Source organism: Variovorax paradoxus (genome assembly GCF_030815855.1).
Taxonomy (GTDB): domain Bacteria; phylum Pseudomonadota; class Gammaproteobacteria; order Burkholderiales; family Burkholderiaceae_C; genus Variovorax; species Variovorax paradoxus_M.
The window spans coordinates 3,449,799-3,475,874 of sequence record NZ_JAUSXG010000001.1 but is presented as its reverse complement, the minus strand read 5'-3'; the positions used below and the strand labels follow the sequence as shown (position 1 = coordinate 3,475,874).

Below are 26,076 nucleotides of genomic sequence, written 5' to 3'. Positions count from 1 at the left end.
ATGAACCACGACGCAACCACTCTTTCGACGGCAGGCACGTCGGCCGCCCGGCCTTCGCTTTGGCAGCGCTGCCGCCGGTGGGTGCTGCCGCTGCTGGGGCTCACGGTGCTGGGCCTCTTGCTGTCGCACGCGCACAAGGTCGACTGGGCGGGCGCATGGCAAGCCCTGCAGCGCTACCCCGCGACGCTGTTGCTCGGAGGGCTGGGGCTCGCAACGGCGAGCCATGCGCTCTACGGTTGCTTCGACCTGATCGGCAGGCGGCACACGCGCCACCGGGTGCCGCGCTGGCGCACCTGGGCCATCGCGGTCACCAGCTATGCGTTCAACCTCAACCTGGGCTCGCTGGTCGGTGGCATCGCGCTGCGGGCGCGGCTCTATGCGCGGGCCGGGCTGGACGAGGCCGCCGTGGCACAGATCGTCGGCATCAGCCTGGCGACCAACTGGCTCGGCTACGGGCTCCTGGCGGGCGGGCTGTTCGCGGCCGGCGCCATCACGCCGCCGCGCCAGGCGCACCTGGGCGAGGGTGCGCTGCGCGCTCTCGGCGTGCTGATGATTCTTCTTGCGGCAGCCTACGTGGTCGCGTGTGCTTTTTCGCGTGGGCGGCAGTGGCAGGTGAGGGGGCGGCGGCTGAAGCTCCCTTCCGCGCAACTCGCGCTTGTCCAGCTCACGCTTTCCACCGCCAACTGGGCGCTGATGGGCTGCACCATGTACCTGCTGCTGGGCCGGCAGGTACCGTATGCGACCACGCTGGGCGTTCTGCTCGCTGCTTCCATCGTCGGGGTGATCACGCCCATTCCGGCCGGGCTCGGCGTGCTGGAAGCCGTGTACCTGGCGCTGCTCTCGGGCAGCGTGCGCCAAGGCACGTTGATGGGGGCGGTGCTGGCATACCGCGCGCTCTATTACCTGTTGCCGCTGGGCGGCGGCATCGTGCTGTACCTGCTGCTCGAACGCTACGCAGCAAGCCATCCGCGGGATTCGGGAGCCGACACGCCATGGTGCGCGCAAACCCGCTGAAGCGCTACAAGGAGAAGCGCAACTTCGGCCTCACGCCCGAGCCGGAAGAGGGCGGCGCATCGGCACCCGGCACACTGCAGTTCGTCGTGCAGAAGCATTGGGCGAGCCGCCTGCACTACGACTTCCGTATCGAGCTCGACGGTGCGATGAAGAGCTGGGCGGTGCCCAAGGGACCGAGCTACGACACGCACGACAAGCGCATGGCCGTGCACGTCGAGGACCATCCGATCTCCTACAACCAGTTCGAGGGCGTGATACCGCCCAAACAGTACGGCGCGGGCAAGGTGATCATCTGGGACAAGGGAACCTGGACGCCCATCGGCGATGCGCGCAAGGGCTACAAGGCCGGGAACCTCAAGTTCGAGCTGCACGGCTACAAGCTGCGCGGCAGATGGGCGCTGGTGCGCATGCACGGCAACAAGGACGACAAGCAGGACGCGTGGCTGTTGATCAAGGAGCACGACGACTACGCCCGGCCGGCCGCCGAATTCAGCGTGGTCGACCAGTTTCCGGACAGCGTGGCGGAGATGCCGATGCCCACGCTGGCTGGCGCGGCATCTGCGCCCGCGCCCGCCACGGCGCCTTCGCGGGCCAAGCGCGGCAAGGCGCCCGGCGGCGGCATGCCCGCCGACGCCGTGAAGGCCGCCACGCCCGCCAAGCTGTCGCCGCTGCTCGCGACGCTGGTCGACGGTCCGCCGCCCGATCCCGGGAACTGGCTCTACGAGATCAAGTTCGACGGCTACCGCCTGCTCGCCCGCATCGATGAAAAAAAAGACGTGCAGCTCATCACGCGCAACGGGCACGACTGGAGCAGCCGCATGCCGCAGCTGGTGCGCGCCATCAAGGGCATGAAGCTCAAGCCCGGATGGCTCGACGGCGAGATCGTGGTGCTCAACGACGCCGGAAGCACCGACTTCCAGGCGCTGCAGAACGCTTTCGACAAGGAGAAGACCAGCAACATCGTCTACTTTCTTTTCGACTTGCCGTACTACGACGGCTACGACCTCACCGGCGTGCCGCTCGTCGAGCGCCGGGCCCTGCTGCAGACGCTGCTTGCCAAGGCGCCGCCTGAAATCCGCTTCAGCGAAATCTTCGATGCGCCGCCCGAAGACATCGTGGCTTCGGCCTGCAAGATCGGGCTCGAGGGCGTCATCGGAAAGCGCAAGAGCAGCACCTATGCGTCGCGGCGCTCGCCCGACTGGATCAAGCTCAAGTGCTCGCGGCGGCAGGAGTTCGTCATCGGCGGCTATACCGATCCCAAGGGCTCGCGCGTGGGCATCGGCGCGCTGCTGATCGGCGTGCACGACGAAAAGGGCGACCTCATTTACTCCGGCGCGGTAGGCGCGGGATTCAACGGCCGCACGCTCAACGAGATGCTCGAACGGTTGAAACCGCTCGGCACCGACGAGCGGCCGTTCAAGAACCCGACCGAGAACGACCGCCGCGCGCACTGGGTCAAGCCGGTGCTGCTGGCCGAAGTCACTTTTTCGGAATGGACAAAGGACGGCCATGTGCGGCACCCGGTGTTCCACAGCGTGCGCACGGACAAGCCCGCAAAGGCCATCGTTCGCGAGAAGCCGGTTCACCAAGCGGCGGCGAAGCGCAAGGCCGAGGCCCCACCCGAACCCGAAGCCGGCGCCACGATGCCCGCCAACTTCAAGGTCTCGCATGCCGACCGCGTGGTCGATCCGACCACCGGCATCACGAAGGTCGAGGTGGTGCGCTTCTACGGCCTTGTCGCACCGCTGATGATGGAGCACCTGAAAGGCCGGCCCGTGTCCTTCGTGCGCGCGCCGCAAGGCATCCAGGGCCAGCTGTTCTTCCAGAAGCATCTCGAGCTCGGCCAGATGGCCGGCGTGCGGCAGCTCGACGCGGCGCTGTGGCCGAAGCATCCCGAACTGATCGAAGTGGCCAACCCGCTCGGGCTGCTGAGCGCGGCGCAGATGAACGTCATCGAACTCCACACCTGGAACGGCGTGAAGACGCTGATCGGCAAGCCCGACCGCATGACCTTCGACCTCGACCCGGGCGAGGGTGTCGGTTGGCCCATGGTGCTGCAGGCGGCGGAGCTGATGCGCGTGGTTCTCGAAGAACTCGGCCTGCCTGCTTTCTGCAAGACCAGCGGCGGCAAAGGCCTCCACGTGGTGGTGCCGCTGAAGCGGCAGTACGACTGGGACACGGTCAAGGATTTTTCGCAAGCCATCGTGCGCCACATGGCGCGCACCGTGCCGCAGATGTTCGTGGCCAAAAGCGGGCCGAGCAATCGCGTCGGCCGCATCTTCATCGACTACCTGCGCAATGGGTTTGGCGCCACCACGGTGTGCGCCTGGTCGGTGCGTGCCCGTCCGGGCATGGGTGTGTCGGTGCCTGTGGAGTGGCCGGAGGTTCCGTCGCTCACGAGCGGCGCGCAGTGGACCTTGAGGAACATCCATGCCCGGCTCGATCGCGGCAACGAGCCGTGGGCCGGCTATGCAAAGGCCGCCATCAGCCCGGGTGCCGCGATGAAGCGGCTGGGCTTCGAGGCCGGCGCCGCGAAGCTCAGAGTTCGATGAAGGCCGAGGTGGCCTTGTTCAGCGCCAGCTTGCCCTTGGCGGTGATCGATTCCACCTGGGCGAGGTGACGTATCGCGCGGTCGTCCGGCGCTTGGCTGGACGGCGGAATGAAAGCGGTGACCAGCTCGGCCGCACGCAGCACGCGCACCCTGTCGATTTCTGCGGGCGTGTGGACGACATATGGCAATTTCTGTTCGGCGATGACTCGAAGAAACTCCATGGACATGAGCCGTCTCCTTGTCTAGATGGCAGGTACAAACATTTTGCGGAAAAATTCACGTTTGTGCCTAATCCCTGCAAGGCACATGACTTTTGATGTGTACGGAAGTGTTCTTTTTTTGCCGATGCTCGAAACGAAGGTGCCGATTTTCCTCGGCCGACACCGATTACCTGGCGATCTGGATCGGCGCCGGAGCCCTGTCGGACGGAAGAATCCGCCAGCGTGCCGGGTCGATGCCGTCGAATGCAGCCGCATAGCGCTCGGCGCGGCTGTCTTCACCGGTGACGTCGCGGATCGCGATGCTGTCGATGCGATGGGGATGGGCGCGCGCCACCTGCGCATAGATCTCCGGATCGCTTTCGCCCGAATCGCCCACCAGCATGAACCGGCGCTGCGGGAAGTCGGCCAGCAGCCGCTCGATGACGCCGAGCTTGTGGGTGCGCGAATCCTGGTCGCCCGGAATCAGCGTGCGCCAGGTGGTGCTCTCGCGCAGGTGCATGCTGCCTGTCGGAAAACCCGCGTCGCGAACGAAATCCGCCAGGGCAGGGTAGAGCTGTATCGGGCTCGCGGAAAGATAGTGGAACCGCGTGCCCGGCGCTTGCGCCAGCGCGCGGTAATACGCCGCCATGCCGGGCGCCGCTTCGAAGCGACGCGCGAAAGTGTTCAGCAGCATCGCGCGCCGGTCGCGCACCTGCGTGCGCTTGATGGTGTCGTCGATGTCCGAAATGATCGACAGGCCTTGCGCAGGAACGATCAATGCTTCGCCCCTGAAACGGTGCAGCAGCTCGCCGGGGCCGGTCACGGCATGGAACTTCAGCCATTCGTCCGAGGGCGATAGCCTGGGTACGTCGATCACGAGCCGCATGTTCATGCGGCCGTTGGCACCCGAAGGCGGCGAGCTCACGCGCCCGGGGCTGCCGTCGAAGTCGATCTCGAACACCTTGCCTTCTTCCGATTCGGCATGGAACAGCGCGGTGCGCTGGTTGAAGCGCAGGCGCGCCGCGGGCGAGAGCTTGTGGAGGCTCAGCCCCAGGTAGCGCGCGAAGGCGGCGTTCAGGCCCCAGCGCCGCTCGGGTTCGTAGACCCAGGCGTGAATGTCGACCTCGAGCCGGCCATCGTCGGTGGGACGCGCCGTGCCCGGCATGAAGAGCGCTTCTTCGCCGGGTTCGAGCCGCTGGGCCGCGTGCACGGCCTGCAGGGGTGCGAGGCCGCAAAGCAATGCGGCGCCGGCCAGTAACGAGCGGCGCCGCAGCGGCGGGGAGATGGACCCTTCGATGCCGCCGCTCATGTCTTCGCGGGTCCGACGCGTTCGTAGGTCACGAAGCTGAAGTTCAGGCCTTCCTTGGCCGAGACGTGCGGTTCGCGCTTTGTTTCGCGCCACTCGGATGGGTCGAGTTCCGGCGCATGCGCGTCGCCTTCGTAGTCGTGTGCAAGCTCGGTCACGACCGCGTACTGTGCGAGCGGCTCGGCTTCGGCATAGATTTGTGCGCCGCCGATGACCCATACATCGGGCACCTGAGACTCTTCGCAAAGAGCGAGCGCTTCCTGCAGGCTGCCCACACGGTGCGCGCCTTCGGCTTTCCAGTCGTCCTGCCGCGTGATGACGATGTTGTGCCGGCCCGGCAGCGGCCTGAAGCGCGGCGGCAGCGAATCCCAGGTCTTGCGGCCCATGACGACCGGCGCGCCGGCCGTCTGCTGCTTGAAGTGCACCATGTCTTCGGGCAGATGCCACGGCATGGTGCCCTTGGCACCGATCACGCCGTTGGCGGCGCGGGCGAAGATGAGGTGCAGGCGCGGTGTGGGCATGAGGCGGCGCAATCAGGTCAGACGGCCACGGGCGCCTTGATCGCCTCGTGGTGCCGGTAGTCGAGCACTTCGAAGTCTTCGTACTGGTAGTCGAAGATCGAAGCCGGCTTGCGCTTGATGTGGAGCGTGGGATACGGATGGGGCGTGCGGCTCAGTTGCAGCGCCACCTGCTCGGCGTGGTTGCTGTAGATGTGGCAGTCGCCGCCGGTCCAGATGAAGTCGCCCACGTCGAGCTCGCACTGCTGCGCCACCATGTGCGTGAGCAGCGCGTAGCTCGCGATGTTGAACGGCACGCCAAGAAAAATGTCGGCGCTGCGCTGGTAGAGCTGGCAGCTCAGCTTGCCGCGCTCGCCGGGCGCTTGCGGCGGTGCCACGTAGAACTGGAAGAAGGCGTGGCAGGGCATGAGCGCCATCTTCGAGAGCTCGGCCACATTCCATGCGCTCACGATGATGCGGCGCGAATCGGGGTTGGTCTTCAGTGTCTTGATGACCTCGGAGATCTGGTCGATGTGGCCGCCATCGGCCGTGGGCCAGCTGCGCCACTGCACGCCGTACACGGGACCCAGGTCGCCGTCTTCGCGCGCCCACTCGTTCCAGATGGTGACACCGCGCTCCTTGAGCCAGTTGTTGTTGCTGGAGCCGGTCAGGAACCACAGCAGCTCCTGGATGATGGACTTCAGGTGCACCTTCTTGGTGGTCACCAGCGGGAAGCCTTCGTTCAAATCGAAGCGCATCTGGTGGCCGAACACGCTCTTGGTGCCCGTGCCGGTGCGGTCGCTCTTGAGCACGCCGTGGGTGTCCACGTGGCGCATGAAGTCTTCGTACTGGGAGCGGACGGGGCGGGTGGGCGAGGTCATGTTGGGAATTTTACGGGGCGGCGCTAGCATTGGGCGATGACCGGCCATGACCACTCCGACGACCACTCCGACGACCACAGCGAACTCGGCGAAATGGACCTGCGCGTGCGCGCCCTTGAAAGCGTGCTCACGCAGAAGGGCTACATCGACCCCGCCGCGCTCGACGCGCTGATCGACACCTACCAGACCCGCATCGGCCCGCGCAACGGGGCGAGGGTGGTGGCGCGGGCCTGGGTCGACCAAACCTTCCACGAGTGGCTGATGGCCGACGCCACGGCCGCCATCGCCTCGCTCGGCTACACCGGCCGCCAGGGCGAGCACATGGTCGCGGTGCAGAACACCAACGAGCAGCACCACATGGTCGTCTGCACGCTGTGCAGCTGCTACCCCTGGCCAGTGCTCGGCCTGCCCCCCACCTGGTACAAGAGCGCGCCATACCGTTCGCGCGCCGTGAAGGACCCGCGCGGCGTGCTGGCCGATTTCGGCACCGCGCTGCCCGAGACGACACGCATCCGCGTCTGGGATTCGACCGCCGAAGTGCGCTACCTCGTGGTTCCCCAGCGTCCCGCGGGCACCGAAGGATGGAGCGAGGACCAACTTGCCTCCCTCGTTTCGCGCGATTCGATGATCGGCACGCGCCTTGCCGATGCGCCAGCCGACGCAAGGAGCGCCGCATGAGCTACGTCACGCAAGCCGACCTCGGCGGCCTTCCGGGCTTCGGGCCGGTCACGCCCGAGCCCGAAGGCGAACTCTTCCACGCCGGCTGGGAGCCGCGCGCGCTGGCGCTCACGCTCGCGATGGGCGCAACCGGGTCCTGGAACATCGATGCGAGCCGCGCGATGCGCGAGACGCTGCCGGACTACCGCGACCTGAGCTACTACCAGATCTGGCTCGCGGCGCTCGAGCAGCTGATGCTGCAGCGCGGGCAGGTTTTTCCCGACGAGATCGCGACCGGCGAGATGCGCCATCCGGCCGCGCCGGTCGCCCGCGTGCTGCAGGCCGGGAACGTGCCCGCGGTGCTCGCCAAGGGTTCGTCCACCGAGCGCGCCGCGCCGGGACCTGCGCGCTTTGCCGTCGGACAGGCCGTGCGCATGCACATCGGCAAGGTCGACCATCACACGCGGCTGCCGGGCTATGTGCAGGGCAAGCGCGGCACCATCGAACATGTCCACGGCGCGCATGTGTTCGCCGATGCGAACGCGCAGGGCCTCGGTGAACAGCCACAGTGGCTCTACACCGTGGTGCTCGATGAAGCCGAGCTCTGGGGCGATGCAGCGCCGCGCCAGAACCTCTCGGTGTCGGTCGATGCATGGGAGAGCTACCTGGTCGAGGCCGCCGCATGAAGATCGACATGCCACCGCTCGCGCTCTCGCCTGGCATGCCGCGCGATGCCGAGGGCCCGGTATTCCGCGAGCCGTGGGAAGCGCAGGCCTTTGCAATGACGCTTGTGCTGCACGAGCGCGGCCTTTTCACCTGGGTCGAGTGGGCCGAAGCGCTTGCGGCGCAGATCACCGCCGCGCAAGCCGCGGGAGACCCCGACGCCGGCGACACCTACTACCGGCATTGGCTCGCGGCGCTCGAAGGCCTGGTGGCCCGCAAGGGCGCGAGCTCGGGCGACGAACTCGCACGCTACCGCCACGCCTGGGACCACGCGGCCGACCGCACGCCGCACGGCCAGCCGATCGAACTGCGCGGCGAAGACTTTTCGGGCTGAGTCGTCTGGTATTGCTCCTTCCCCCTCCGGGGGAAGGTCGGGATGGGGGTTGCCCCCGCATCTCGTTGCAGCGCCCAATCGGAGGCCGTGTGCCCCACCCCGGCCCTCCCCCGGGAGGGGAGGGAGAAAAACACTAGACGCGGATCACGCGGCCCGGGTTCAGGATGTTCTGCGGATCGAGCCCGCGCTTGATGGCGCGCATCATCTCCAGCGCCACCGGCGACTTGTGCTTCTCGAGCTTGTCGACCTTGAGCGAGCCCACGCCATGTTCCGCCGAGAACGAGCCGCCGAACTTCTCGACTGCGTCGTACACCAGCGTGTTGATGCGCTCTTCCTCGTTCTTCAGGAAAGCCTTGGTGTCGATGTTCTCGGGCGCCTGCACGTTGTAGTGCAGGTTGCCGTCGCCCAGGTGGCCGAAGTTCACCAGCCGCACGCCGGCGATCTCGCGCGCCAGCAGCGCATCGGTTTCTTCCACGAAGGCCGGAATGCGCGAGACGGGAATCGAGATGTCGTGCTTGATGTTGAGGCCTTCCTCGGCCTGTGCGAGCGGAATGCTCTCGCGGATGTGCCAGAGCTGGTGCGCCTGCGCGAGGTTCTCGGCCACGACCGCGTCGGTCACGCAGCCGTCCTCAAAAGCGGTTTCGAGCAGCGCCTCGAAGCGCGCCCGCGCATGGTCTTCGGATTCGCTGTCGGAGTTCTCGAGCAGCACGCAGTACGGCACGGCTTCGTCGCCGACGAAGGGCACGCGCAGTTGCGGCATGTGCTTGTCGACCAGGCTCAATGCAAACCTGCCCATCACTTCGAAGCCGGTGAGGCCCGAACCCAGGTGCTTGTGCGCGAGGCCCAGCAGCGTGACCGCATGGTCGAGCGAGGGCACCGCGGCCCAGGCCGTGAGCTGCGCGGCGGGCAGCGGGTAGAGCTTCAGCGTCGCCGCGGTGATGATGCCGAGCGTGCCCTCGCTGCCGATCATCAGGTCGCGCAGGTCGTAGCCGGTGTTGTCCTTGCGCAGGCCGCTGGTGCCTTCCCAGATTTTGCCCTGCGGCGTGACCACTTCGAGGCCCAGGCACAGCTCGCGCGTGTTGCCGTAGCGCACGACTTGCGTGCCGCCGGCGTTGGTCGCGAGGTTGCCGCCGATGGTGCAGCTGCCCTCGGCCGCGAGGCTCAGCGGGAACAGAAAGCCCTGCTTCTCCGCCGCTTCCTGCAGCGTCTGCAGGATGCAGCCGGCCTCCACCGTCATCGTGAGGTTGGCGGCGTCGATGGTGCGAATGGTGTTCAGCCGCTGCAGGCTCAGCACCACCTGCGTGCCGCTCTCGTCGGGAATGGAGCCGACGGCCAGGCCGGTGTTGCCGCCCTGCGGCACGATGGCCGTGCCGGCCCCGGCGCAGGCCTTGACCACGTCGGCCACCTGCTGCGTGTTGGCGGGCCGCACCACGGCGAGCGACTTGCCGCGCGCGCGCTTGCGCCAGTCTTGTTCGTAGGCGGTGAGGTCGCCTTCGTTCAGCACGTGCGGGGCGCCGACGATGGTGCGCAATTGGTCGATCAATGCGATGGAAGAAGAAGTCATTGGGTCGAAGCCTCCAGTTGACGGGCAGCCTTGGCGTTGCGCAGACGCAGCCTCACGTGCCAGGCGCAGGCTGCGAAGAGCATGAGGCAGAGCAGCACCTCGACCAGCGCAAGCACCTGGCCGACGCCGTTGGTGTCGCTCCAGGCGCGCACCACGCCCTCGGTGAAGTAAAGCCAGATCATCAGGCTGACCCAGCGGTAGGTGTACATGCGGTTCTTGTAGAGCCCCGCGAGCGGAATGACAAGCGGCAGCACCTTCAGCGCCAGCAGCGAACCGCCGGGCCGCAGCGGCGCCAGCCACAGCTCCCAGGCCAGGCCCAGCACGATCAGGCCGACGAGGCTGCCCACGGCAAGCCATCGGGTGGTGCGGACGGAAGAAGAGGCTTGCGGCGTGATGGTTTTCATAGGAGGACACCGCGGAACCGGCTTCGCCGGACCGGCCCTTTCGAAGGGCTGGCGGGGCGACACGAAGCGCGCGAAGACGGGGGGAGGGTTCAGGTTCTTATGATACCGGCCATGAATCGTCGTCAGCTCTGGAGGGATCTTTCACGCTTTCCGTGGGGCAACACCGCGGCGGTGCTGGGCGAGCGCTTCCGCGAAGACCGGCTCGGCCTGACGGCCAGCAGCCTGACCTTCACCACCACCATTGCGATGGTGCCGTTCTTCACGGTGGCACTGGCGCTTTTTACCGTGTTCCCGATGTTCGACAAGCTGCAAGGGCGGCTACAGCGCTGGCTCATCGAAAGCCTGATTCCGGACAACATCGCGCGCCAGGTGCTGGGCTACCTGAACCAGTTCTCGAGCAAGGCCGGGGGCCTCGGCATCGCGGGCCTGGCGGTGCTGCTGATCACCGCCATCGCGCTGATCCTCACCATCGACAAGACGCTCAACAACATCTGGCGCGTGCGCTCGCCCCGGCCTCTTGCGCAGCGCGTGCTGATCTACTGGGCCACCATCACGCTCGGTCCGCTGATCCTGGCGGTGAGCCTGTCGACCACCTCGTATGTGTTTTCTTTCTCGCGCGACGTGGTGGGCGGAAGCATCGTCAAGCTGTTCCTCGACAGCTTCGAGTTCGTGCTGCTCGCGGGGGGCATGGCGTCGCTCTACCACTACGTGCCGAACACCAATGTGCGCTGGTCGCACGCGTGGGCCGGCGGCATCTTCGTGGCCGCGGCCATCGAAATCGCCAAGCGCGTGCTGGGCTACTACCTGAGCCTGGTGCCGACCTATTCGGTGCTCTACGGCGCCTTTGCCACGGTGCCGATCCTGCTGGTGTGGATCTACGTGGCCTGGGTCATCGTGCTGTCGGGCGCGGTGATCGCGGCCTATCTGCCGAGCCTGCTCACCGGCGTGGCGCGCCGCGGCGGCCGGGCGGGATGGCCGCTGCAGCTGGCCATGGAGGTGCTGCAGCATCTGGCGCGTGCCCAGGCCACTCCGGCCAAGGGCATGGGAGCCACCGAACTCGTCACGCGCATGCGGGTCGACACCTTGCAGCTCATGCCGGTGCTCGAAACGCTGGTGGTGCTCGACTGGATCGCGCCGCTGGCCGAGGAGCCGGCCAACGAGGATCCGCGCTATGTGCTGCTGGCCGATCCGTCCACGCCCATCGAGCCGCTGCTCAAGGAACTGCTGATGCCGCAGGCGGAGCCGCTCGAAGACCTGTGGCAAAAAGGCCCGTTGCGCACGCTGCGCCTGGGCGATGTGCTCCTGATTTAGGAGTGGCGGTCAGATCTTGACCTTGCCGAGCCAGATGTCGCGGTACATCGCCCAATCGCCCATGAAGCTGTAGAGCGGGCGCTTGAACGAGGCCGGCTTGTTCTTCTCGAAACCGAAGTGCCCGACCCAGGCAAAGCCGTAGCCCGCCACCAGCCCGGCGAGGAGCCAAAGCGGATTCAGCGTGACCACCAGCGCCGCCAGGCACAGCAGCGAAAGGGTCGAGCCCGCGAAATGCAGGCGCCGGCAGGTGCGGTTGGCGTGCTCGGTCAGGTAGAACGGGTAGAACTCCGCAAAGCTCTTGAAACGTCGCGGATCGACAGCAGATTCCGGGGCGGTCGTGGTGTTCATCGTGCGAGTCTCCTGGGCGCCGGAGGCGCTTTGTTCATAATAGCCACGACGTTCCGGCCGCACCACTGCGGCTTCGTATTCACACCTTCACCGCATCCGCTTTGAGCGCCCTTCCCGCCGCTACAGATTCCGCCGAGCCGGCCAGCGATGCGCCTTGGGTCGTGTGCCTGTGCGCCGAATGGTGCGGCACCTGCCGCGACTACCGGCCGCTGCTCGAGCAGGTGGCGCGGGCGCATCCGCAGTTCCGCTACGCCTGGGTCGACATCGAAGACCATGCCGACATTGCCGACGCGTTCGATGTCGAGACCTTTCCGACGCTGCTGATCGCCGGTGCCGACGGCACCCGCTTTCTCGGCCCGCTGCTGCCGCACGCCGAAACGCTCTCGCGCATGCTCGGCGCGCTGCAGGCGCCGCAACCTTCCAGTCTCGACGTCGACCTGCTGTTGGCGGTGCTGGAGAAGCGTCCCGCCGACTTCGCGGTCTGACACTACAGCGGCGCGCCGGAACGCGCGCGGCCCAGCTTGCGCCGGCCTGCGCTGGCAATGGCGTTCACCATGTGCCGTACGAACTCTTGCGCCAGCGGCGTGAGCGTGCGGCCTTCGAGCGCCAGCACCTGCAACTGCCGCTGCTGCAGCGGCGCTTCGGCGAACGGGCGCGCCACCACCGTGCCCGCATCGATGAGATGAGTGACCGTGAGGTGACCGGAAAGCATCACGTCCGGCGTGCGCAAGAGCGGCAGCAGTACCGATGAAAAGTTGCTGACGAAGATCGCGCGGTATTGCAGGCCCTGCAGGCTGCACGCCTGGTCGAACAGCTGCCGCGCGGTCACGCCCTTGTCGCCGACCGCCAGCGGGTAGCGCACGGCGTCCGCCACCGACACCACACGTTGCCGCGCCAGCGGATGGTCCGGTCGCAGCACTGCAAAGACCGGCGCATTGGCCGAGTGCTCGATCTTCAGGCCGGGCTCCGGCGCCACCACGTATTTCAGCGCAATGTCGGCTTCGCCGCGCGCGAGCAGTGCGCTCACGCCGTCGGGCGAGCCCACATGGAGTTCGAGCTGCGTGCCCGGGTGCGTCGACTCGAAGCTGCGCATGAGCTGCGGCATGAAGTGCGCCGCGAACCCTTCGGTGCACGCGATGCGGATGCGGTGCGCGCTGCGGCCGCCGAGGTCGCGCACCTGTTCGATGACCTGCTCGATGTCGAGCTGCGCATTGCGCAAGTGCGCCGCGAGCCGCTCGCCGGCCGCGGTGAGCGCCATGCCCCGGGCGTGGCGCTCGAACAAGGATGTGCCTAGGCTGTCTTCCAGCTTGGCGATCTGGCGGCTGACCGCCGACGAAGCCACGAACAGCCGCGCAGCGGCCTGGCTCACCGAGCCGCTGCGCGCCACTTCCAGGAAATGGCGCATCGGAATGCTGAGGAGCGGTGGTGTCGTGGCCATGCAAGTGTTGCCTTGAAGGCAATGGTAGCTTGCCAAAACGATGCTGGAAGCATCGCCCGCCAGGCCTTGTACTTGCTGCACCCCACGGAAACAGGAATCCCTTCATGCAACGTACCGAGAGCCTCGCCGCCGCCGCCGCTTATTTCGACGATGGCGGCTTCTTTGCCGACCTGCAGCGGCGCGTCGCCTTTCGCACCGAAAGCGACACCGGCGCCGCCACGCCCGCGCTCGGCGCCTACCTGCGCGACGAACTGGCGCCGCCGCTGGCCGCGCTGGGTTTTGCGTGCCAAATCATCGAGAACCCCGTGGCCGGCGGCGGGCCTTTCCTGATCGCGCGCCGCATCGAAGACCCCGCATTGCCTACCGTGCTGAGCTACGGCCACGGCGATGTGGTGAGCGGGCAGGACGCGCAGTGGGACGACGGCCTCGGCCCATGGGTGCTCACCGTGCGCGGCGACCGCTGGTACGGGCGCGGCACGGCCGACAACAAGGGCCAGCACACCATCGCCCTCGGGGGACTGGCGGCCGCACTGCGCGCGCGGGATGGGCGCCTTGGCTACAACATCACATGGCTCATCGAGACCGGCGAAGAGGCCGCGTCGCCGGGACTGCATGCGGTGTGCGAGCAGCAGCGCGACAAGCTGCGCGCCGATCTGTTCATCGCCAGCGACGGGCCGCGCGTGAGCGCCGCGCGGCCCACGCTGTTCCTGGGCTCTCGCGGTGCTGTCAACTTCAGCCTGCGGCTGCGTGCCCGCGCCCGGGGCTATCACTCGGGCAACTGGGGCGGCGTGCTCGCCAATCCGGCCACGGTGCTGAGCCACGCCGTGGCGTCGCTGGTGGACGCGCGCGGGCGCATCCTGGTCGACGCCTTGCGCCCGCCGACGATTCCGCAGGGCGTGCGCGAGGCGCTGGCCGACATCGCCATCGGCGGCGGCGCCGACGATCCTGCGCTCGACGAAGGCTGGGGTGAGCCCGGCCTGAGCCCGGCCGAGCGGCTCGTGGCGTGGAACACCATCGAGGTGCTGGCGCTCGGTGCCGGGTCGCCGCAGCGGCCGGTGAACGCGATTCCGCCCGAGGCGGTGGCGCATTGCCAGCTGCGCTTCGTGGTCGGAACGCCGTGGCGCGAGTTGGCGGCCATCGTGCGCGCGCATCTCGACGCGCACGGCTTCGGCAATGTGGAAGTGCAGGTCACGCTGGAAGGCGCGGCCACGCGGCTCGATGTGGAGAACCCCTGGGTCGACTGGGCCCGGCGCTCCATCGAAGAGAGCAGCGGCCAGCGCGTCGACCTGCTGCCCAATCTCGCGGGCTCGCTGCCCAACGATGTCTTTGCCGACCTGCTGGACCTGCCCACGCTGTGGGTGCCGCATTCGTACCCCGCCTGCGCGCAGCACGCACCCAACGAGCACCTGCTGGCGCCGCTCGCGCGGGAAGGCCTGCAGATCATGGCGGGCCTCTACTGGGACCTCGGCGAGCCCGGCCTGGCGCCGTGGGCAGCCGGAAAAACACCCCACGCCCGGGCCATTTCCTTCTCCTGACTTTCTTCCTGGACGAACCATGAAAACTGCTCTCGCTACCCGCCTTCGTGGCTTGCTTGTTTGCGCTTCGGCATTCTTCGCGCTCCATGTTCCCGCGCTCGCGCAGGACAGCTGGCCCGACAAGGCCGTGAAGCTGGTCGTGCCTTTCCCGCCGGGCGGCGGCACCGACATCGTCGCGCGGGCGATGGGGCAGGGTTTGTCGGAGCGGCTCGGCCAGCCGGTGGTCATCGACAACAAGCCCGGGGCTGCCACGATCATCGGCACCGACGCGGTCGCCAAGGCCGCGCCCGACGGCTACACGCTGCTGCTCTCGGGCTCCACCAGCTACAGCGTGAACCCCGCACTGCGCGCAAAGCTGCCCTATGACCCGGTGCGCGATCTCGCGCCGATTGCCATCGTCGCGCGCACGCCGCTGGTGCTGGTGGTGGGCGCCGGCACACCGTGGCGCTCATTGCCCGAGCTGGTCGCCGCCGCCAAGGCCAAGCCGAAGAGCATCCGCTACGCCACCTTCGGGTCGGGCTCGGGGCCGCACCTCGCGGGCGAGCTGTTTGCGCTGGCCGCGGGCATCCAGCTGCAGGACATTCCATACAAAGGCAGCAGCCAGGGCTCGATGGCGGTGATCGGCGGAGAGATCGAGATCGGCCTCGACACCGTGGCCGCCGTGGCGCCGCATGTGCGCTCGGGCAAGCTGCGCGCGCTGGGCATCGTGGGCGCGGCGCGCTCCAGCATGCTGCCCGAGGTGCGCACCCTGGCCGAGCAGGGGCTGCCCGACGCCACCTTCGATGCCTGGTACGGCTTTGCCGCGCCGGCACGCACGCCGGCACCGGTGCTCGAGAAGCTGGCACGCGCGGTCACGGCGAAGATGGGCAGTCCGGCCTTGCAGGCGCAGCTGCGCGCGCAGGGCATGGAGCCGGTCGTCATCGGCGCGGCGGCATTCCGCAGCCAGATGGAGGGCGAGATTGCCCGCTACCGCGCGCTGGCCCACCGCACCGGCATCGCGCCGGAATAACGAGCGAGCGGTTGGCTCAGGCCGGCGCGCCGACGAAGTCGCGCAGCGCGAACAGCACTTCGTCGGGCGCCTCGCTCATCAGCGCGTGGCCCGCATGCACGGTGATGACCTTGGCTTGCTTCGCCTTCGCGACGAGCGCTTTTGTGGCACGCGGCGGCGTCATCTGGTCGGCATCGCCGAGCAGGAACAGCACGGGGCACTGCACGGCTTCGATGGCGTTCTCGCCGTTCGCGTAGTCGTTGCAGGCCTTGAAGCCGATGTGGAACACGTTGGCGTCGCGGTTGCTCGCAAGCACGCGGCGCATCAGCGCACGCGAGCTGCCGTAGAGCCAGGTGCCGGGGCCGAGCGAGGAGGGCGGCGGCGCCAGCAGCGAATGCGAGAAGGTGTTGACCATGGCGATGGCGCGCTGCGGATCGTTGAGCGCGCCGTCGAGCAGCGCGGGCGACACCACCATCGGGTAGGCCGTGCCGACCAGCGCCAGATGGGTCACCCGCTCGGGCGCGCGAGAAGCGGCTTCGAGGGCGATCAACGAGCCGAAGCTGTGGCCCACCAGTGCGGCCTTCTGCACGCCGGCCGCGTCGAGCAGCGCAAGCACGAATTGCGCCGCTTCTTCCACGCTCACGGGCGGCGAGCCTTCGCTCTTGCAGTGGCCGGGCAGGTCGATTGCCAGCACATTCCAACCATGGTTGGCGAACCAGCGGCTTTGCAAGATCCACACGCTGTGGTCGTTGAGCACGCCGTGGATGAACACCACGGTCGGCTTGCTTGCATCGAAGGTCTTGCCGCCGGTGTAGCAGTAGGTGGCGTGGCCGTTGACGGTGTAGTTCATGTCAGTTGCTTTACCGTTGTGTTGCGGGTTGCGCGTCGTCTTGTTCGGGGCGCGTGCACAGGCCACCGGGTACTCCCCTCCGCGAATGTCCCCCGGCTTCGCCTCCTCCTTGATTTCGCTGCGGGGAGCACCCGATGCCCTGTGCACACCGGGCGTTGCGCTTGTGCTGGCTGATCAACGACTGCTCTGAATCACGCTCCCGCTGATGGGGTGCCTTGCGCAGCGAAATCAAGGGGGAGGCCGCAGGCCGGAGGACATTCGCGGAGCAAGGTACCCCGTCGGCGGGTGCGCGACCCGAACGAACCCCAGAGCGCTGAACACGAACACAAAGCATCCTTAACCCCCCGCCTTTTCCGCAGCCTTCAACGCACGCTTCAGGTCGTCGATCAGATCGGCCGGATCTTCGAGGCCGATGGAAAGCCGGATCGTCCCCTGCGAAATGCCCGCACCCGCCAGCGCCTCGTCGGTCATGCGGAAGTGCGTGGTGCTGGCCGGATGGATCACCAGGCTGCGGCAGTCGCCCACATTGGCCAGATGGCTGAAGAGCTTCAGTGCTTCGATGAAGGCCTTGCCCTGTGCGCGGCTGCCCTTGATGTCGAAGCTGAACACGGCACCGGCGCCGCGCGCGCCGTGGCGCAACAGTTTCTGCGCCAGCGCATGGCTGGCATGCGATTCGATCAGCGGATGGCCGACTCGCGACACGAAAGGGTGGCTCGCAAGGAACTCGACCACCTTCTGCGTGTTGTCGATGTGGCGTTCCATGCGCAGCGGCAGCGTTTCGATGCCTTGCAATATCAGCCAGGCAGTGTGCGGGCTCATCGAGGCACCGAAGTCGCGCAGGCCTTCGCGCCGGGCGCGCAGCAGGAACGCGCCGACCGTGCTTTCTTCGCTGAAGACCATGTTGTGGAAGCCGTCGTAGGCCTGGGTGAGCTCGGCGAACTTGCCCGACCTTTCCCAGTCGAAACTGCCGCCGTCGACCACCACGCCGCCGATCACGGTGCCATGCCCCGAGAGAAACTTGGTGGCCGAGTGATAGACCAGGTCGGCGCCCCAGTCGAAGGGCTTGATCAGGTAGGGCGAGGTGAGCGTGGAGTCGACCAACAGCGGGACGCCGGCTTCGTGGGCGATGTCGCTCACCGCCGGAATGTCGAGCACGTCGAGGCCGGGGTTGCCCACGGTTTCGCCGAACAGCAGCTTGGTTTCGGGCCGGACCGCGGCGCGCCAGCCGTCCAGGTCGCCGGGCTTCACGAAGGTGGTTTCGATGCCGAAGCGGCGCATCGTGTAATGCAGCAGGTTCTGCGAACCGCCGTAGAGCGCGGTGCTCGCCACGATATGGGAGCCTGCGCCCATGAGCGTGGCGATCGACAGATGCAGTGCGGCCTGGCCGCTGGCGGTGGCGATGGCGCCAATGCCGCCTTCGAGCGCCGAAACGCGCTGCTCGAGCACCGCATTGGTCGGATTGCTGATGCGCGAGTAGACATGGCCCGCGCGTTCGAGATTGAAGAGCGCGGCTGCATGGTCGCTCGACTCGAAAACGAAGGAAGTGGTGAGATGGATCGGCACCGCCCGCGCGCCGGTGGCGGGGTCGGGCGCGGCGCCGGCGTGCAGCGCCAGGGTGTCGAATCCGGGGTCGGAATAGCCGGGCATGAAGGCCTTTCTGGGTTCGTTCGCAATGCCCCGTTACGTCTGCTGATCATGCGCGCGCGTCATGGGTGCATCATGGGCGTCGGGGAGTCGGCGCCGATTGTGGGCTATATTCAATTTCGGCACGCCGCCGAGAACGATTTCCGAGAGGAGCACACGATGAAAGTCAGCGACATCCTTCGCGTCAAGGGCAGTACGCTCTTCACCATCACGCCTGACGACCTGCTGGCCGAAGCAGTCAATACCATGGCGGAAAAGGACATCGGCTCCCTGGTGGTCATGGAACACGGCGATCTGGTCGGCATGCTCACCTTCAGGGAAGTGATCCTGGCCCTGGTCGCCAACGGCGGCCAGGTGGGCGGCACGCTCGTGCGCAAGGCCATGGACGACGCGCCCGTGACCTGCACGCTCGAAACCGAACTCGATGAAATCCGCCGCATCATGCTGGAGCGCCACGCGCGCTACATGCCCGTGATGGACAAGCGCATGCTGATGGGCGTGATCAGCTTCTACGACGTGGCCAAGGCCGTGGTGGACAGCCAGAACTTCGAGAACAAGATGCTCAAGGCCTACATTCGCGACTGGCCTGAAGAGCAGTAACCCGCCGCGATCTGGCTGTGGCCGGCGAGCTCATTCCTTGATATTGGCCGACTGCACGATCTTCTGATTGCGGGCGTATTCGGCCTCCACGAACTGGCCGAATTGCGCCGGCGTGCCGTTGCCGGGCAGGGCGCCTTGTTCGTTGAGTTTGCTGCGCACCTGGTCTTCGGCCAGCACGGCGTTAAGTTCCTGGTTGAGGCGAGCCACGACGGCGGGCGGGGTTTTGGCGGGGGCGAAGATGCCGGTCCAGCTCACCATGTCGTAGCCCTTGAGGCCCGGCATCTCGTTGAAGGTGGGCACGTTGGGCAGTGCGGCCAGGCGCTGGCTGCCGGTGATGCCGAGCGCCTTCAGGCGGTTGCCGTTCACATGCGGAATGGCGCTGGTGCTGACCAGCATCGCCAGGTCGACCTGGTTGCCGATCACGTCGGTGGCGATCTGCGCGCCGCCGCGGTAGGGCACGTGGGTCACGAAGATGCCGCTGCGCTGCTTGAGCAGTTCCATGGCCAGCTGTAGCACCGTGCCGACGCCCGAGGTGGCGTAGTTGTAGGCACCCGGCTTGGCCTTCGCGAGCTTCACGAAGTCGGCGTAGGTCTTGGCTTCGAGGCCGGGCCGTGCGACCAGCACCATCGGCGCGGTGTTGAGCATGCCGACGGGCGCCAGGTCCTTGAGCGGGTCGAACTTGAAGGCCGAGGGGTTGACCAGCCGTCCGATGGCGATCGCGCTGTCGGGGCCGACCACCAGCGTGTAGCCGTCGGGCGTCGCATTCACGGCCTTGGCCACGCCGATGGCACCGCCCGCACCGCTCACGTTCTCGATCACCACCGACTGCTTCAGCCGCTCGCCCAGCCGCGTGGCGACGAGGCGGGCGTTGACGTCCACGCTGCCGCCCGCCGTGTAGGGAACGATCAGCGTGATCGGCTTGGCGGCGGGCCATGCGCCTTGCGCGAGCGCCGCGGCAGGCAACATCGAGCAGACGGTTGCGGCCAGAAGCTGGCGACGGGATGTGTTCATGGTGAGGGTCATGGCAGGTGGTGTGGATGCGGGTCTTGCGCAAGGCGGGCGCGCAGCGTGTCGAACTCGCGGCTCCATTGCGTGCGCCACTCGCGGCGTTGCGTGTCGTCGATCCACGCGCCGTCGAGCCCGTTGTGCATGAAGCCGCGCAGGTCGTCGAGTCCGAAGCCGAAGTCGCGCACCATCATCAGCCAGGCCTGCGTGGGCGTGACCTTGTGCAGCGTCGGGTCGTCGGTGTTGGGGTGGATGCGCAGGCCCAGGGCGGGCATGCGGCGAATGGGGTGGTCGAGCGCCCAGCGCTCGGGCGGCAGTGTGCGAAGGTAATAGGAGTTGGTGGGCACGACGGTAAAGATGACGCCGCGCTCGGCGCACTGGCGCGCGAAGTCGGGCTGGTCGACCACTGTGTAGCCGTGGTCGATGCGGTCGACCTGCAGCACGTCGACCGCGGTGCGCACGTTGGTCCAGGGCATGCCGAACTCGCCGGCGTGCGCGGTGGTCTTGAGCCCCGCGCGCCGCGCTTCGGCATACGCCTGTGCGAAGAGTTCGGGCGGCCGGTCGACCTCTCGGTAGTCGATGCCGATGCCGATCACCTCGTCGCAGCGGTGCGCCTTGACCCACTCCACCATTTCCACGGCCGCCTCCGGGCTGGCCTCGCGGTCGATGGCGGCGATGAGCCGGCCGGTGATGCCGAACTCCTGCTGGGCGTCCTGGATGGCGCGCACGATCGCGCATTGCGCCGTTGGGTAGGCAATGCCCGAGCCGTGCACGGTGCCCGTCGGATTCCAGAAGAACTCGGCGTAGCGCACGTTGTGGGCCGCGGCGTCCTCAAGGTATTCGCGCGTCAGCTGGTAGAGGTCGCCTGGGCCGCGCACCAACTGCGCGTCGAGCGCGCGCAGCACGCGCAGCACGCCGACAGGTTTTTCTCCGCGCGTATAGAAGCCTTCGATCTCCTCGGCCGCGAGCGGCGAACCCGCGCGATGGTTGAGCTGCTTGAAGGTTTCGTGGCGGACCGTGCCGAACAGGTGGCAATGCAGTTCCACCTTCGGAATCGCATGCAGCATGGATTCCAGCGTGAGGGGCGGCGAGGTGGGGCTGGTCATGCCGATCAGTCTAGGGAGTGGAGTGCCATAAGCAAAATTTTGAATTTCTATAATTTGATTCATCGAATCGATAACCAGGACGCCATGGCCTCTTCGCCGCTTCGCGCGCTCACGCTGCGCCAGCTTCAGTTCTTCTCGGTGCTGGTGGAAGAGGGGCACTTCGGCCGCGCCGCGCGCCGGTTGGCCATTACGCAGCCGGCGCTGAGCAACGCCGTCAAGCAGATGGAGAAACTGCTCGGCACCGAGTTGCTGACCCGTTCCACCCACCGCCTGGAGCTCACGCCCGTGGGCGCCGAGGTGCTGGCGCGCACCGATTTCCTGGTCAACGCCTTCGACGTGGCGCTGCGCGACATCGAAAGCACGGTGCAGCGCGGCCGGGCCTTCGTGCGCGTGGGCGTGATTCCGTCGGCCAGCGCGCGCGTGACGGCGGCGGCGAGCGAATTCCTGCAAGGCGGGCAGCGCGAAATCGAGATCGCCTGGCGCGATGCGCCTTCGACCGAGCTGCTGTCCGAACTGCGCAGCGGCCAACTCGACATGGCGGTGGCCGCCATCACGGAGCCGCCCGGCGGCTTGGCCTGCGTCGACCTGTTCCGCGATCCGCTGGTGCTGGTGGTGCGGCGCGACCATGCATTGGCCGCAGCGGCGGACGCGAGTTGGGAGGCCATCGGCAAGGAGCGGCTGGTGCTGTTCGAGAGCGGCAGCATGCCGGCGCTCGGCAACCCCGCACGGGCGCAGTTCGAACAGGGACCCGAACCCTACCGCGTGAGCTATTCCGAAACGCTCTACGCCCTGGTGCGCAGCGGGCAGGCCCTGGGGCTGATGCCGCGGCTCTACACCTCGTCGCTGCGCGATCCCGAACTGGTGGTGCTGCCGCTGCTGAAGCCGCGCATCGAGCGCCGCGTTGTGCTGGCGTACCTGCCGGGCCCGATGCGCAACGTGGCGGCGCAGGAGCTGATCGCGTTCCTGCGCGAGCGGCTGCCGCAGGCCGGAGAAGCGACGGTACGGCGCGTGGCATCGAAGGAGCGGCGCGGCCGGCGCTGAAGCCGGGCGCGCAGGCGCTGCGGTCAGTGCAGCTCGGCGGCCGCGTGAATGGTTTCGCGCACGCGCGGGTAGATCTGCGCGTTCCACTTGCTGCCGCTGAAAACGCCGTAGTGCCCCACGCCGGCCTGCAGGTGATGGGACTTGAGATACGGCCGGATGCCGGTGCACAGGTCTTGCGCCGCCACTGTCTGGCCAACGGCGCAGATGTCGTCGCGCTCGCCCTCCACGGTGAGCAGCGCGGTGCGGCGGATGGCCGCCGGGTTCACGGTGCGGTCGCCCACGGTGAGCACGCCGCGCGGCAGGTCGTAGGTCTGGAACACGCGCTCCACCGTCTCCAGGTAGAACTCGGCCGGCAGGTCGTTCACCGCCAGGTACTCGTCGTAGAAGGCGCCGATGGTGCGCGCCTTTTCGACCTCGCCCTCGACCAGGTGATGCACCATGTCCTGGAACTGCTTCTTGTGGCGTTCGGGGTTCATGCTCATGAAGGCCGAAAGCTGCAGGAAGCCGGGGTACACGCGCCGCATCATGCCGGCATGCGGCCACGGCACGTGGCTGATGAGATTGCGGCGGAACCATTCGATGGGCTTGCTGGTGGCGAGCTTGTTCACACCGGTGGGGTTGATGCGGCAGTCGACAGGGCCGGCCATGAGCGTGAGGCTGCGCGGCGTGGCGGGGCTGTCGTCTTCGGCCATCAGTGCGGTGGCGGCCAGCGCCGCCACGCAGGGCTGGCAGACCGCGACCATGTGCACGCCTGGGCCGATGGCTTCGAGGAACTGGATGAGCTGCAGCGTGTAGTCGTCGAGGCTGAAGCCGCCATGCCACAGCGGCACGTCGCGCGCGTTGTGCCAATCGGTCAGATACACGTCGTGGTCGCGCAGCAGGGTGCGCACGGTTTCGCGCAGCAGCGTCGCGAAATGGCCCGACAGTGGTGCGACCAGCAACACGGGAGGGTGCGTGGCCCGGGTGTCCTTGCGGAAATGCAGCAGGGTGCCGAAGGGCGAAACCAGTGTTTTCTCTTCGTGCACGGCCGTTTCCGCACCGTCGACGGGGACGCTGGCAATGCCGTAGTCGGGCCGCGAATGGGTCAGCCGCAGGCGCGAGAACACCTCGAACTGGGCCGCCATGCGCCGCAGCATGGTGCGTTCGGTGCCGTCCTTCCAGAAGGCGCTGCCGAGGTACTGGGCTGCGAGCCGGGAGGGCGAGAGCAGGTCGGCTTGGTTCTGGTAGGCCCGGTACAGCATATGAGCCGTACAGGCAAGTTGCGGGCCAAGCGGTGGCACAGGCCTTGCACGGCCATGGGAGCCAACCCGGCAGCAAGGCAACCCGCCAAGGAGACCCACGATGGCCAAACCCGTTCTCACCATCAGCAGCAGGAACTACGGCGCCTGGGCGCTGCGGGGTTGGCTGATGTGCAGGCTGGCCGGACTCGACTTCAGCGAGAAGATCATTCCGCCCGACGACCCGGCCATGAAGGCCGAGATGCTGCTGCTCTCGTCGTCGATGCTGGTGCCCTCGCTGCAGCACGGCGGCGTCAAGGTGTGGGACACGCTGGCCATCGGCGAATACCTGAACGAGATCAAGCCCAAGGCCGGGCTGCTGCCGGCCGACATCCAGGCCCGCGCGCATTGCCGCGCGATCTGCGGCGAAATGCATTCCGGCTTCGCTTCGATGCGCGGGGCGTTGCCCATGAACATCAAGGCCCGCTTTCCGGGCTTCAAGATCTGGTCCCGCGCGCAAGCCGACATCGACTGCATCGTCGCCATCTGGCGCGAATGCCTGAAGAGCTACGGCGGCCCCTTCCTGTTCGGCAAGCAGCCAGGCATGGCCGATGCCATGTACGCGCCGGTGGTCACGCGGTTCCTGAGCTACGACGTGCCGCTCGACACTGTTTGCGTCTCGTACTGCAAGCGCGTGATGGAGCTGCCCGCCATGCAGGAGTGGGTGACCGCCGCAAAGCAGGAGCCCGAGGAAATCGACGAACTGGACGCGGAGTTCTGACCGGTTGCGGCGTTGCGGCTAGTGCCGGAACATCCGCAGGTCGAGCGCGCTTTCTTCCCCCAGCCACATGGCATGCGCCGTGTGGTCGGCCAGGTCGTCGCCCGTCACGCCGTGTACAAAAATGTCGAGTCCGTCGCGATGGGCCTCCAGCCATTCGATGACTTGGTCGAACTCGGCCGCATCGAACGCCAGCTGGCAGCTCCAGTGCGGATGCGGGCCGACCAGCCGCTCGTGCACCCGGCCCACCACCACCATCAGCTCGCGGCCCGCGCTCTCGCACAGCTGCCTTGCCTGCGCCACCGTGTCGGGGCCGAAGTAGACATGGGCGTGGTATTGCGGATAGAGGTTTTCAGGGCGGCGCGGCATATCGGCTCATTGTGGCCCTAACCGGAAGCGCCCGCTGTAGCGGAACACGTCGCCGAACCAGCGGTGGCGCAGCACCATCTTCATGGTGAAGCCGTCGGCATCGGCCGGATCGGGCCGCTCCTCGACATAGGCCGTGCCCACCAGCAAGCCCAGCGGCAGCGGCAAGCGCAGCCTGCCAAGGCGCCAGATGTAGCCTTTGTCGCGAAACACCAGCGCGCCATCTTCCGCGCTCACGGCCAAGCGCATGCCGATGCCGAAGCGCACGTATTCGATCACCTCGTTGCCGCGCTCCGCCACATGCGCCATGTGCGAGCGAAAGTGAAACGGCGCCCGGGCTTCGAAACGGAAGACGCGGTCCCAGTACAGGAGGGCGTCGTTCGGTCGGCAGCGGTAGTGCACTTCGATCGGCACGCCGGTGCCGGTGTAGGGAACGAGCGCGCCGAACAGGCGGCCGAAGGGCATCAGCATGCGCGCCCACGGTGCGTGGTGCACCTCGTCCATCGTGCCGCGCACGCACACGTGGGCGTTGGAGAACGGCGCCATCGTGTAGTGCCGGCGGATCACGTCGCCCAGCTGTGCCCAGCCGGGGCCGAGCACTTGCTGGAAGACGGGCCGTGTGTCGTTCATGCGGCCGCCGCGGCGGCTTCGCTGCGCACTTTGTAGAAGCGCAGGATGTGCTCGGAAAAATCTCCGAGGAGAAGCTGTGCCACGCGGTCGGCGTACCAGTTGAAGCGCGTGCTCACGCGCCATGACACGTCGATGCGAAGCTCCGTGCCGCCGTCGCGCGGCGTGAGCGTGTAGGCCGAGTCGCGCAGGTCGAAATAGTGGCCGCCGATGAGCACATGGTCGTCCAGGGCTCCGGCCGGAAAAGAGTCCGGCGAGAAGCGGTAGCGCCATTGCACGCGCTGCAGCGGCTGCCAGTCGGTGACGACTTCGTCGAAGTGCACGTTCTTCTGCCACTGCACCTTGCGCACGCGGCCTTCGGGCGTTTCTTCGGTCACGGCTCCCACCGGCATCGGCACGCCGATGCGGTAGGCCCAGGCATCGCCGACTTCGCTCGGCTGGATGTTGCGTGCATCGTTGAGTTCATGCCACACCCGCTCGGCGGGTGCCGCGATGAAGAGCGTGCGCGACGTGTTTGAAATCTGCTCCGGGTTGGGCAGCTGCGGTTCGATGGCGCCCAGCATGAGCGGCAGCACCGCAAAGCTGTACAGCGCGGGCTTCGGCCACCGGGTCACGCGGCAGACCAGCCCCATGACGAGCCCGCCGACGCTGCCCATGATGGCGAACAGCGGAACGATCACGATGGCGCAGATCATTCCCTCGATGAAGACCAGCAGCGTGCCGACCACGAACAGCGCGGTGGCAACCCACGGTGCCCAGATGTAGTAGCCCCAGCTGCGCCGCTCGATGCGCTCGGCCATGTAGACCGTAACGGCACCGCACACCGCGGGAGCAAGGTAGATGAAGGAGCCCAGCATGGCCGAGAAGCGTTGCCCCGGCAATCCGCTGAAGGCAATGCGCAGCACGAAAGCGGCCGCGGCGCCCACCAGCAGCGGCCAGAACCATGCAAAGGGCATGCGGCGCCTGGGTGCGTCGTGCATTTCCGCGGTGCCGGCCGCGGCGGGTGGCAACTCGCGCGGTGCGGTTTCTTCGGGTTCGGTGCTCATGAAGGTTCCTTCTCCTCGTTGTGTTTGCTGTCTTGTCGTTTTGGC

28 protein-coding genes are annotated in these 26,076 nt (G+C 67.2%); 12 read left to right on the top strand and 16 right to left on the bottom strand.

Annotation, left to right across the window (positions count from 1 at the left end):
• Positions 1-1,014, top strand: coding sequence for a lysylphosphatidylglycerol synthase domain-containing protein (locus QFZ42_RS16495; RefSeq protein ID WP_307701986.1), 1,014 nt, complete (start codon positions 1-3; stop codon positions 1,012-1,014).
• Entirely contained in the window at positions 993-3,566 is a 2,574-nt protein-coding gene (gene ligD, locus QFZ42_RS16490) for a DNA ligase D (RefSeq protein WP_307701985.1), read from the top strand. The genes QFZ42_RS16495 and ligD overlap by 22 nt, the downstream gene beginning before the upstream one ends.
• On the opposite strand, the gene QFZ42_RS16485 is transcribed toward ligD, so the two are convergent.
• From QFZ42_RS16485 to QFZ42_RS16470, 4 genes are all read right to left on the bottom strand, one after another.
• Positions 3,553-3,792: a hypothetical protein gene (locus QFZ42_RS16485; protein ID WP_307701984.1), complete on the bottom strand. Its 240-nt coding sequence runs from the start codon at positions 3,790-3,792 to the stop codon at positions 3,553-3,555. The genes ligD and QFZ42_RS16485 overlap by 14 nt on opposite strands.
• Before the next feature lie 160 nt (positions 3,793-3,952).
• Positions 3,953-5,074, bottom strand: coding sequence for a phosphatidate phosphatase App1 family protein (locus tag QFZ42_RS16480; RefSeq protein ID WP_307701983.1), 1,122 nt, complete (start codon positions 5,072-5,074; stop codon positions 3,953-3,955).
• Entirely contained in the window at positions 5,071-5,592 is a 522-nt protein-coding gene (locus tag QFZ42_RS16475; protein WP_307701982.1) for a dihydrofolate reductase, read from the bottom strand. Before QFZ42_RS16475 ends, QFZ42_RS16480 begins: the two co-directional genes overlap by 4 nt.
• A gap of 17 nt (positions 5,593-5,609) precedes the next feature.
• The gene (locus tag QFZ42_RS16470; RefSeq protein ID WP_307701981.1) at positions 5,610-6,449 is read right to left on the bottom strand and encodes a thymidylate synthase; all 840 of its coding nucleotides are present in this window, start codon (positions 6,447-6,449) and stop codon (positions 5,610-5,612) included.
• A 36-nt stretch (positions 6,450-6,485) separates the two neighbouring features.
• On the opposite strand from QFZ42_RS16470, the gene nthA reads away from it, so the two are divergent.
• Genes nthA through QFZ42_RS16455 form a run of 3 tightly spaced genes read left to right on the top strand, consistent with a single transcriptional unit; the run spans position 6,486 to position 8,163 of the window.
• Positions 6,486-7,127 (top strand): nitrile hydratase subunit alpha, encoded by a 642-nt coding sequence (nthA, locus tag QFZ42_RS16465; RefSeq protein WP_307701980.1) that lies wholly within the window; start codon positions 6,486-6,488, stop codon positions 7,125-7,127.
• Positions 7,124-7,792 carry a nitrile hydratase subunit beta gene (nthB, locus tag QFZ42_RS16460; RefSeq protein ID WP_307701979.1) on the top strand — a complete coding sequence of 223 codons (669 nt, stop codon included), beginning with the start codon at positions 7,124-7,126 and terminating at the stop codon, positions 7,790-7,792. The genes nthA and nthB overlap by 4 nt, the downstream gene beginning before the upstream one ends.
• A complete protein-coding gene (locus QFZ42_RS16455) occupies positions 7,789-8,163 on the top strand; it encodes a nitrile hydratase accessory protein (RefSeq protein WP_307701978.1) in 375 nt (124 codons plus the stop codon). Before nthB ends, QFZ42_RS16455 begins: the two co-directional genes overlap by 4 nt.
• A 133-nt stretch (positions 8,164-8,296) precedes the next feature.
• On the opposite strand, the gene QFZ42_RS16450 is transcribed toward QFZ42_RS16455, so the two are convergent.
• Both QFZ42_RS16450 and QFZ42_RS16445 read right to left on the bottom strand, forming a co-directional pair.
• Positions 8,297-9,727 (bottom strand): FAD-binding oxidoreductase, encoded by a 1,431-nt coding sequence (locus QFZ42_RS16450; protein WP_307701977.1) that lies wholly within the window; start codon positions 9,725-9,727, stop codon positions 8,297-8,299.
• The gene (locus QFZ42_RS16445) at positions 9,724-10,131 is read right to left on the bottom strand and encodes a DUF2069 domain-containing protein (protein WP_307701976.1); all 408 of its coding nucleotides are present in this window, start codon (positions 10,129-10,131) and stop codon (positions 9,724-9,726) included. The genes QFZ42_RS16450 and QFZ42_RS16445 overlap by 4 nt, the downstream gene beginning before the upstream one ends.
• A gap of 99 nt (positions 10,132-10,230) precedes the next feature.
• Here QFZ42_RS16445 and QFZ42_RS16440 point away from each other — a divergent pair, with 99 nt between their 5' ends.
• On the top strand, positions 10,231-11,442 hold the full coding sequence (locus QFZ42_RS16440) for a YihY family inner membrane protein (protein ID WP_307701975.1): 1,212 nt from the start codon (positions 10,231-10,233) through the stop codon (positions 11,440-11,442).
• 9 nt (positions 11,443-11,451) lie between these two features.
• Here the strand turns inward: QFZ42_RS16440 and QFZ42_RS16435 are convergent, their stop codons facing one another.
• On the bottom strand, positions 11,452-11,790 hold the full coding sequence (locus QFZ42_RS16435) for an Mpo1-like protein (protein WP_307701974.1): 339 nt from the start codon (positions 11,788-11,790) through the stop codon (positions 11,452-11,454).
• A gap of 101 nt (positions 11,791-11,891) precedes the next feature.
• Here QFZ42_RS16435 and QFZ42_RS16430 point away from each other — a divergent pair, with 101 nt between their 5' ends.
• Positions 11,892-12,275, top strand: a complete 384-nt coding sequence (locus QFZ42_RS16430; protein ID WP_307701973.1) for a thioredoxin family protein — start codon at positions 11,892-11,894, stop codon at positions 12,273-12,275.
• 2 nt (positions 12,276-12,277) lie between these two features.
• Here QFZ42_RS16430 and QFZ42_RS16425 read toward each other — a convergent pair whose 3' ends face one another.
• A complete protein-coding gene (locus tag QFZ42_RS16425; RefSeq protein ID WP_307701972.1) occupies positions 12,278-13,228 on the bottom strand; it encodes a LysR family transcriptional regulator in 951 nt (316 codons plus the stop codon).
• Between the two features lie 104 nt (positions 13,229-13,332).
• Between QFZ42_RS16425 and QFZ42_RS16420 the strand changes: the two genes are divergently transcribed.
• Together QFZ42_RS16420 and QFZ42_RS16415 are read left to right on the top strand one after the other, a co-directional pair.
• Positions 13,333-14,763: a M20 family metallopeptidase gene (locus tag QFZ42_RS16420; protein ID WP_307701971.1), complete on the top strand. Its 1,431-nt coding sequence runs from the start codon at positions 13,333-13,335 to the stop codon at positions 14,761-14,763.
• A 19-nt stretch (positions 14,764-14,782) separates the two neighbouring features.
• Positions 14,783-15,772 (top strand): Bug family tripartite tricarboxylate transporter substrate binding protein, encoded by a 990-nt coding sequence (locus QFZ42_RS16415; RefSeq protein ID WP_307701970.1) that lies wholly within the window; start codon positions 14,783-14,785, stop codon positions 15,770-15,772.
• A 16-nt stretch (positions 15,773-15,788) separates the two neighbouring features.
• Here the strand turns inward: QFZ42_RS16415 and QFZ42_RS16410 are convergent, their stop codons facing one another.
• Positions 15,789-16,601: an alpha/beta fold hydrolase gene (locus QFZ42_RS16410; protein ID WP_307701969.1), complete on the bottom strand. Its 813-nt coding sequence runs from the start codon at positions 16,599-16,601 to the stop codon at positions 15,789-15,791.
• Between the two features lie 336 nt (positions 16,602-16,937).
• On the bottom strand, positions 16,938-18,248 hold the full coding sequence (locus QFZ42_RS16405) for an O-acetylhomoserine aminocarboxypropyltransferase (protein WP_307701968.1): 1,311 nt from the start codon (positions 18,246-18,248) through the stop codon (positions 16,938-16,940).
• 156 nt (positions 18,249-18,404) lie between these two features.
• Here QFZ42_RS16405 and QFZ42_RS16400 point away from each other — a divergent pair, with 156 nt between their 5' ends.
• The gene (locus tag QFZ42_RS16400; protein WP_307701967.1) at positions 18,405-18,845 is read left to right on the top strand and encodes a CBS domain-containing protein; all 441 of its coding nucleotides are present in this window, start codon (positions 18,405-18,407) and stop codon (positions 18,843-18,845) included.
• A 30-nt stretch (positions 18,846-18,875) separates the two neighbouring features.
• Here QFZ42_RS16400 and QFZ42_RS16395 read toward each other — a convergent pair whose 3' ends face one another.
• Positions 18,876-19,856 (bottom strand): Bug family tripartite tricarboxylate transporter substrate binding protein, encoded by a 981-nt coding sequence (locus QFZ42_RS16395; protein ID WP_307701966.1) that lies wholly within the window; start codon positions 19,854-19,856, stop codon positions 18,876-18,878.
• Between the two features lie 8 nt (positions 19,857-19,864).
• Positions 19,865-20,956: an adenosine deaminase gene (gene add, locus QFZ42_RS16390; protein ID WP_307701965.1), complete on the bottom strand. Its 1,092-nt coding sequence runs from the start codon at positions 20,954-20,956 to the stop codon at positions 19,865-19,867.
• Between the two features lie 84 nt (positions 20,957-21,040).
• On the opposite strand from add, the gene QFZ42_RS16385 reads away from it, so the two are divergent.
• Positions 21,041-21,997, top strand: coding sequence for a LysR family transcriptional regulator (locus QFZ42_RS16385; RefSeq protein ID WP_307701964.1), 957 nt, complete (start codon positions 21,041-21,043; stop codon positions 21,995-21,997).
• A gap of 23 nt (positions 21,998-22,020) precedes the next feature.
• Here the strand turns inward: QFZ42_RS16385 and QFZ42_RS16380 are convergent, their stop codons facing one another.
• Positions 22,021-23,238: a polyhydroxyalkanoate depolymerase gene (locus QFZ42_RS16380; protein ID WP_307701963.1), complete on the bottom strand. Its 1,218-nt coding sequence runs from the start codon at positions 23,236-23,238 to the stop codon at positions 22,021-22,023.
• Positions 23,239-23,338: 100 nt separating this feature from the next.
• Here QFZ42_RS16380 and QFZ42_RS16375 point away from each other — a divergent pair, with 100 nt between their 5' ends.
• Positions 23,339-23,995, top strand: coding sequence for a glutathione S-transferase (locus QFZ42_RS16375; protein ID WP_307701962.1), 657 nt, complete (start codon positions 23,339-23,341; stop codon positions 23,993-23,995).
• Positions 23,996-24,013: 18 nt separating this feature from the next.
• On the opposite strand, the gene QFZ42_RS16370 is transcribed toward QFZ42_RS16375, so the two are convergent.
• From QFZ42_RS16370 to QFZ42_RS16360, 3 genes are read right to left on the bottom strand one after another with little or no spacing between them, the layout of a single operon-like run.
• A complete protein-coding gene (locus QFZ42_RS16370) occupies positions 24,014-24,361 on the bottom strand; it encodes a DOPA 4,5-dioxygenase family protein (RefSeq protein ID WP_307701961.1) in 348 nt (115 codons plus the stop codon).
• Positions 24,362-24,367: 6 nt separating this feature from the next.
• Positions 24,368-24,988: a DUF4166 domain-containing protein gene (locus QFZ42_RS16365; protein WP_307701960.1), complete on the bottom strand. Its 621-nt coding sequence runs from the start codon at positions 24,986-24,988 to the stop codon at positions 24,368-24,370.
• Positions 24,985-26,031 (bottom strand): SRPBCC domain-containing protein, encoded by a 1,047-nt coding sequence (locus QFZ42_RS16360; RefSeq protein ID WP_307701959.1) that lies wholly within the window; start codon positions 26,029-26,031, stop codon positions 24,985-24,987. Before QFZ42_RS16360 ends, QFZ42_RS16365 begins: the two co-directional genes overlap by 4 nt.
• Positions 26,032-26,076: the final 45 nt, after the last annotated feature.

Excerpts from the sequence above, each read along its gene's own strand:
- nthA (WP_307701980.1), top strand. The coding sequence starts at position 6,486 with ATGACCGGCCATGACCACTCCGACGACCACTCCGACGACCACAGCGAA.
- QFZ42_RS16440 (WP_307701975.1), top strand. The coding sequence starts at position 10,231 with ATGATACCGGCCATGAATCGTCGTCAGCTCTGGAGGGATCTTTCACGC.
- QFZ42_RS16360 (WP_307701959.1), bottom strand. The coding sequence starts at position 26,031 with ATGAGCACCGAACCCGAAGAAACCGCACCGCGCGAGTTGCCACCCGCC.
- QFZ42_RS16425 (WP_307701972.1), bottom strand. The coding sequence starts at position 13,228 with ATGGCCACGACACCACCGCTCCTCAGCATTCCGATGCGCCATTTCCTG.
- QFZ42_RS16420 (WP_307701971.1), top strand. The coding sequence starts at position 13,333 with ATGCAACGTACCGAGAGCCTCGCCGCCGCCGCCGCTTATTTCGACGAT.
- QFZ42_RS16380 (WP_307701963.1), bottom strand. The coding sequence starts at position 23,238 with ATGCTGTACCGGGCCTACCAGAACCAAGCCGACCTGCTCTCGCCCTCC.
- ligD (WP_307701985.1), top strand. The coding sequence starts at position 993 with ATGGTGCGCGCAAACCCGCTGAAGCGCTACAAGGAGAAGCGCAACTTC.
- QFZ42_RS16485 (WP_307701984.1), bottom strand. The coding sequence starts at position 3,792 with ATGTCCATGGAGTTTCTTCGAGTCATCGCCGAACAGAAATTGCCATAT.
- QFZ42_RS16475 (WP_307701982.1), bottom strand. The coding sequence starts at position 5,592 with ATGCCCACACCGCGCCTGCACCTCATCTTCGCCCGCGCCGCCAACGGC.
- QFZ42_RS16405 (WP_307701968.1), bottom strand. The coding sequence starts at position 18,248 with ATGCCCGGCTATTCCGACCCCGGATTCGACACCCTGGCGCTGCACGCC.
- QFZ42_RS16375 (WP_307701962.1), top strand. The coding sequence starts at position 23,339 with ATGGCCAAACCCGTTCTCACCATCAGCAGCAGGAACTACGGCGCCTGG.
- QFZ42_RS16415 (WP_307701970.1), top strand. The coding sequence starts at position 14,783 with ATGAAAACTGCTCTCGCTACCCGCCTTCGTGGCTTGCTTGTTTGCGCT.
- QFZ42_RS16470 (WP_307701981.1), bottom strand. The coding sequence starts at position 6,449 with ATGACCTCGCCCACCCGCCCCGTCCGCTCCCAGTACGAAGACTTCATG.
- QFZ42_RS16365 (WP_307701960.1), bottom strand. The coding sequence starts at position 24,988 with ATGAACGACACACGGCCCGTCTTCCAGCAAGTGCTCGGCCCCGGCTGG.
- add (WP_307701965.1), bottom strand. The coding sequence starts at position 20,956 with ATGACCAGCCCCACCTCGCCGCCCCTCACGCTGGAATCCATGCTGCAT.
- QFZ42_RS16450 (WP_307701977.1), bottom strand. The coding sequence starts at position 9,727 with ATGACTTCTTCTTCCATCGCATTGATCGACCAATTGCGCACCATCGTC.
- QFZ42_RS16495 (WP_307701986.1), top strand. The coding sequence starts at position 1 with ATGAACCACGACGCAACCACTCTTTCGACGGCAGGCACGTCGGCCGCC.
- QFZ42_RS16400 (WP_307701967.1), top strand. The coding sequence starts at position 18,405 with ATGAAAGTCAGCGACATCCTTCGCGTCAAGGGCAGTACGCTCTTCACC.
- QFZ42_RS16445 (WP_307701976.1), bottom strand. The coding sequence starts at position 10,131 with ATGAAAACCATCACGCCGCAAGCCTCTTCTTCCGTCCGCACCACCCGA.
- QFZ42_RS16385 (WP_307701964.1), top strand. The coding sequence starts at position 21,041 with ATGGCCTCTTCGCCGCTTCGCGCGCTCACGCTGCGCCAGCTTCAGTTC.
- QFZ42_RS16395 (WP_307701966.1), bottom strand. The coding sequence starts at position 19,856 with ATGAACACATCCCGTCGCCAGCTTCTGGCCGCAACCGTCTGCTCGATG.
- QFZ42_RS16480 (WP_307701983.1), bottom strand. The coding sequence starts at position 5,074 with ATGAGCGGCGGCATCGAAGGGTCCATCTCCCCGCCGCTGCGGCGCCGC.
- QFZ42_RS16370 (WP_307701961.1), bottom strand. The coding sequence starts at position 24,361 with ATGCCGCGCCGCCCTGAAAACCTCTATCCGCAATACCACGCCCATGTC.
- nthB (WP_307701979.1), top strand. The coding sequence starts at position 7,124 with ATGAGCTACGTCACGCAAGCCGACCTCGGCGGCCTTCCGGGCTTCGGG.
- QFZ42_RS16410 (WP_307701969.1), bottom strand. The coding sequence starts at position 16,601 with ATGAACTACACCGTCAACGGCCACGCCACCTACTGCTACACCGGCGGC.
- QFZ42_RS16435 (WP_307701974.1), bottom strand. The coding sequence starts at position 11,790 with ATGAACACCACGACCGCCCCGGAATCTGCTGTCGATCCGCGACGTTTC.
- QFZ42_RS16455 (WP_307701978.1), top strand. The coding sequence starts at position 7,789 with ATGAAGATCGACATGCCACCGCTCGCGCTCTCGCCTGGCATGCCGCGC.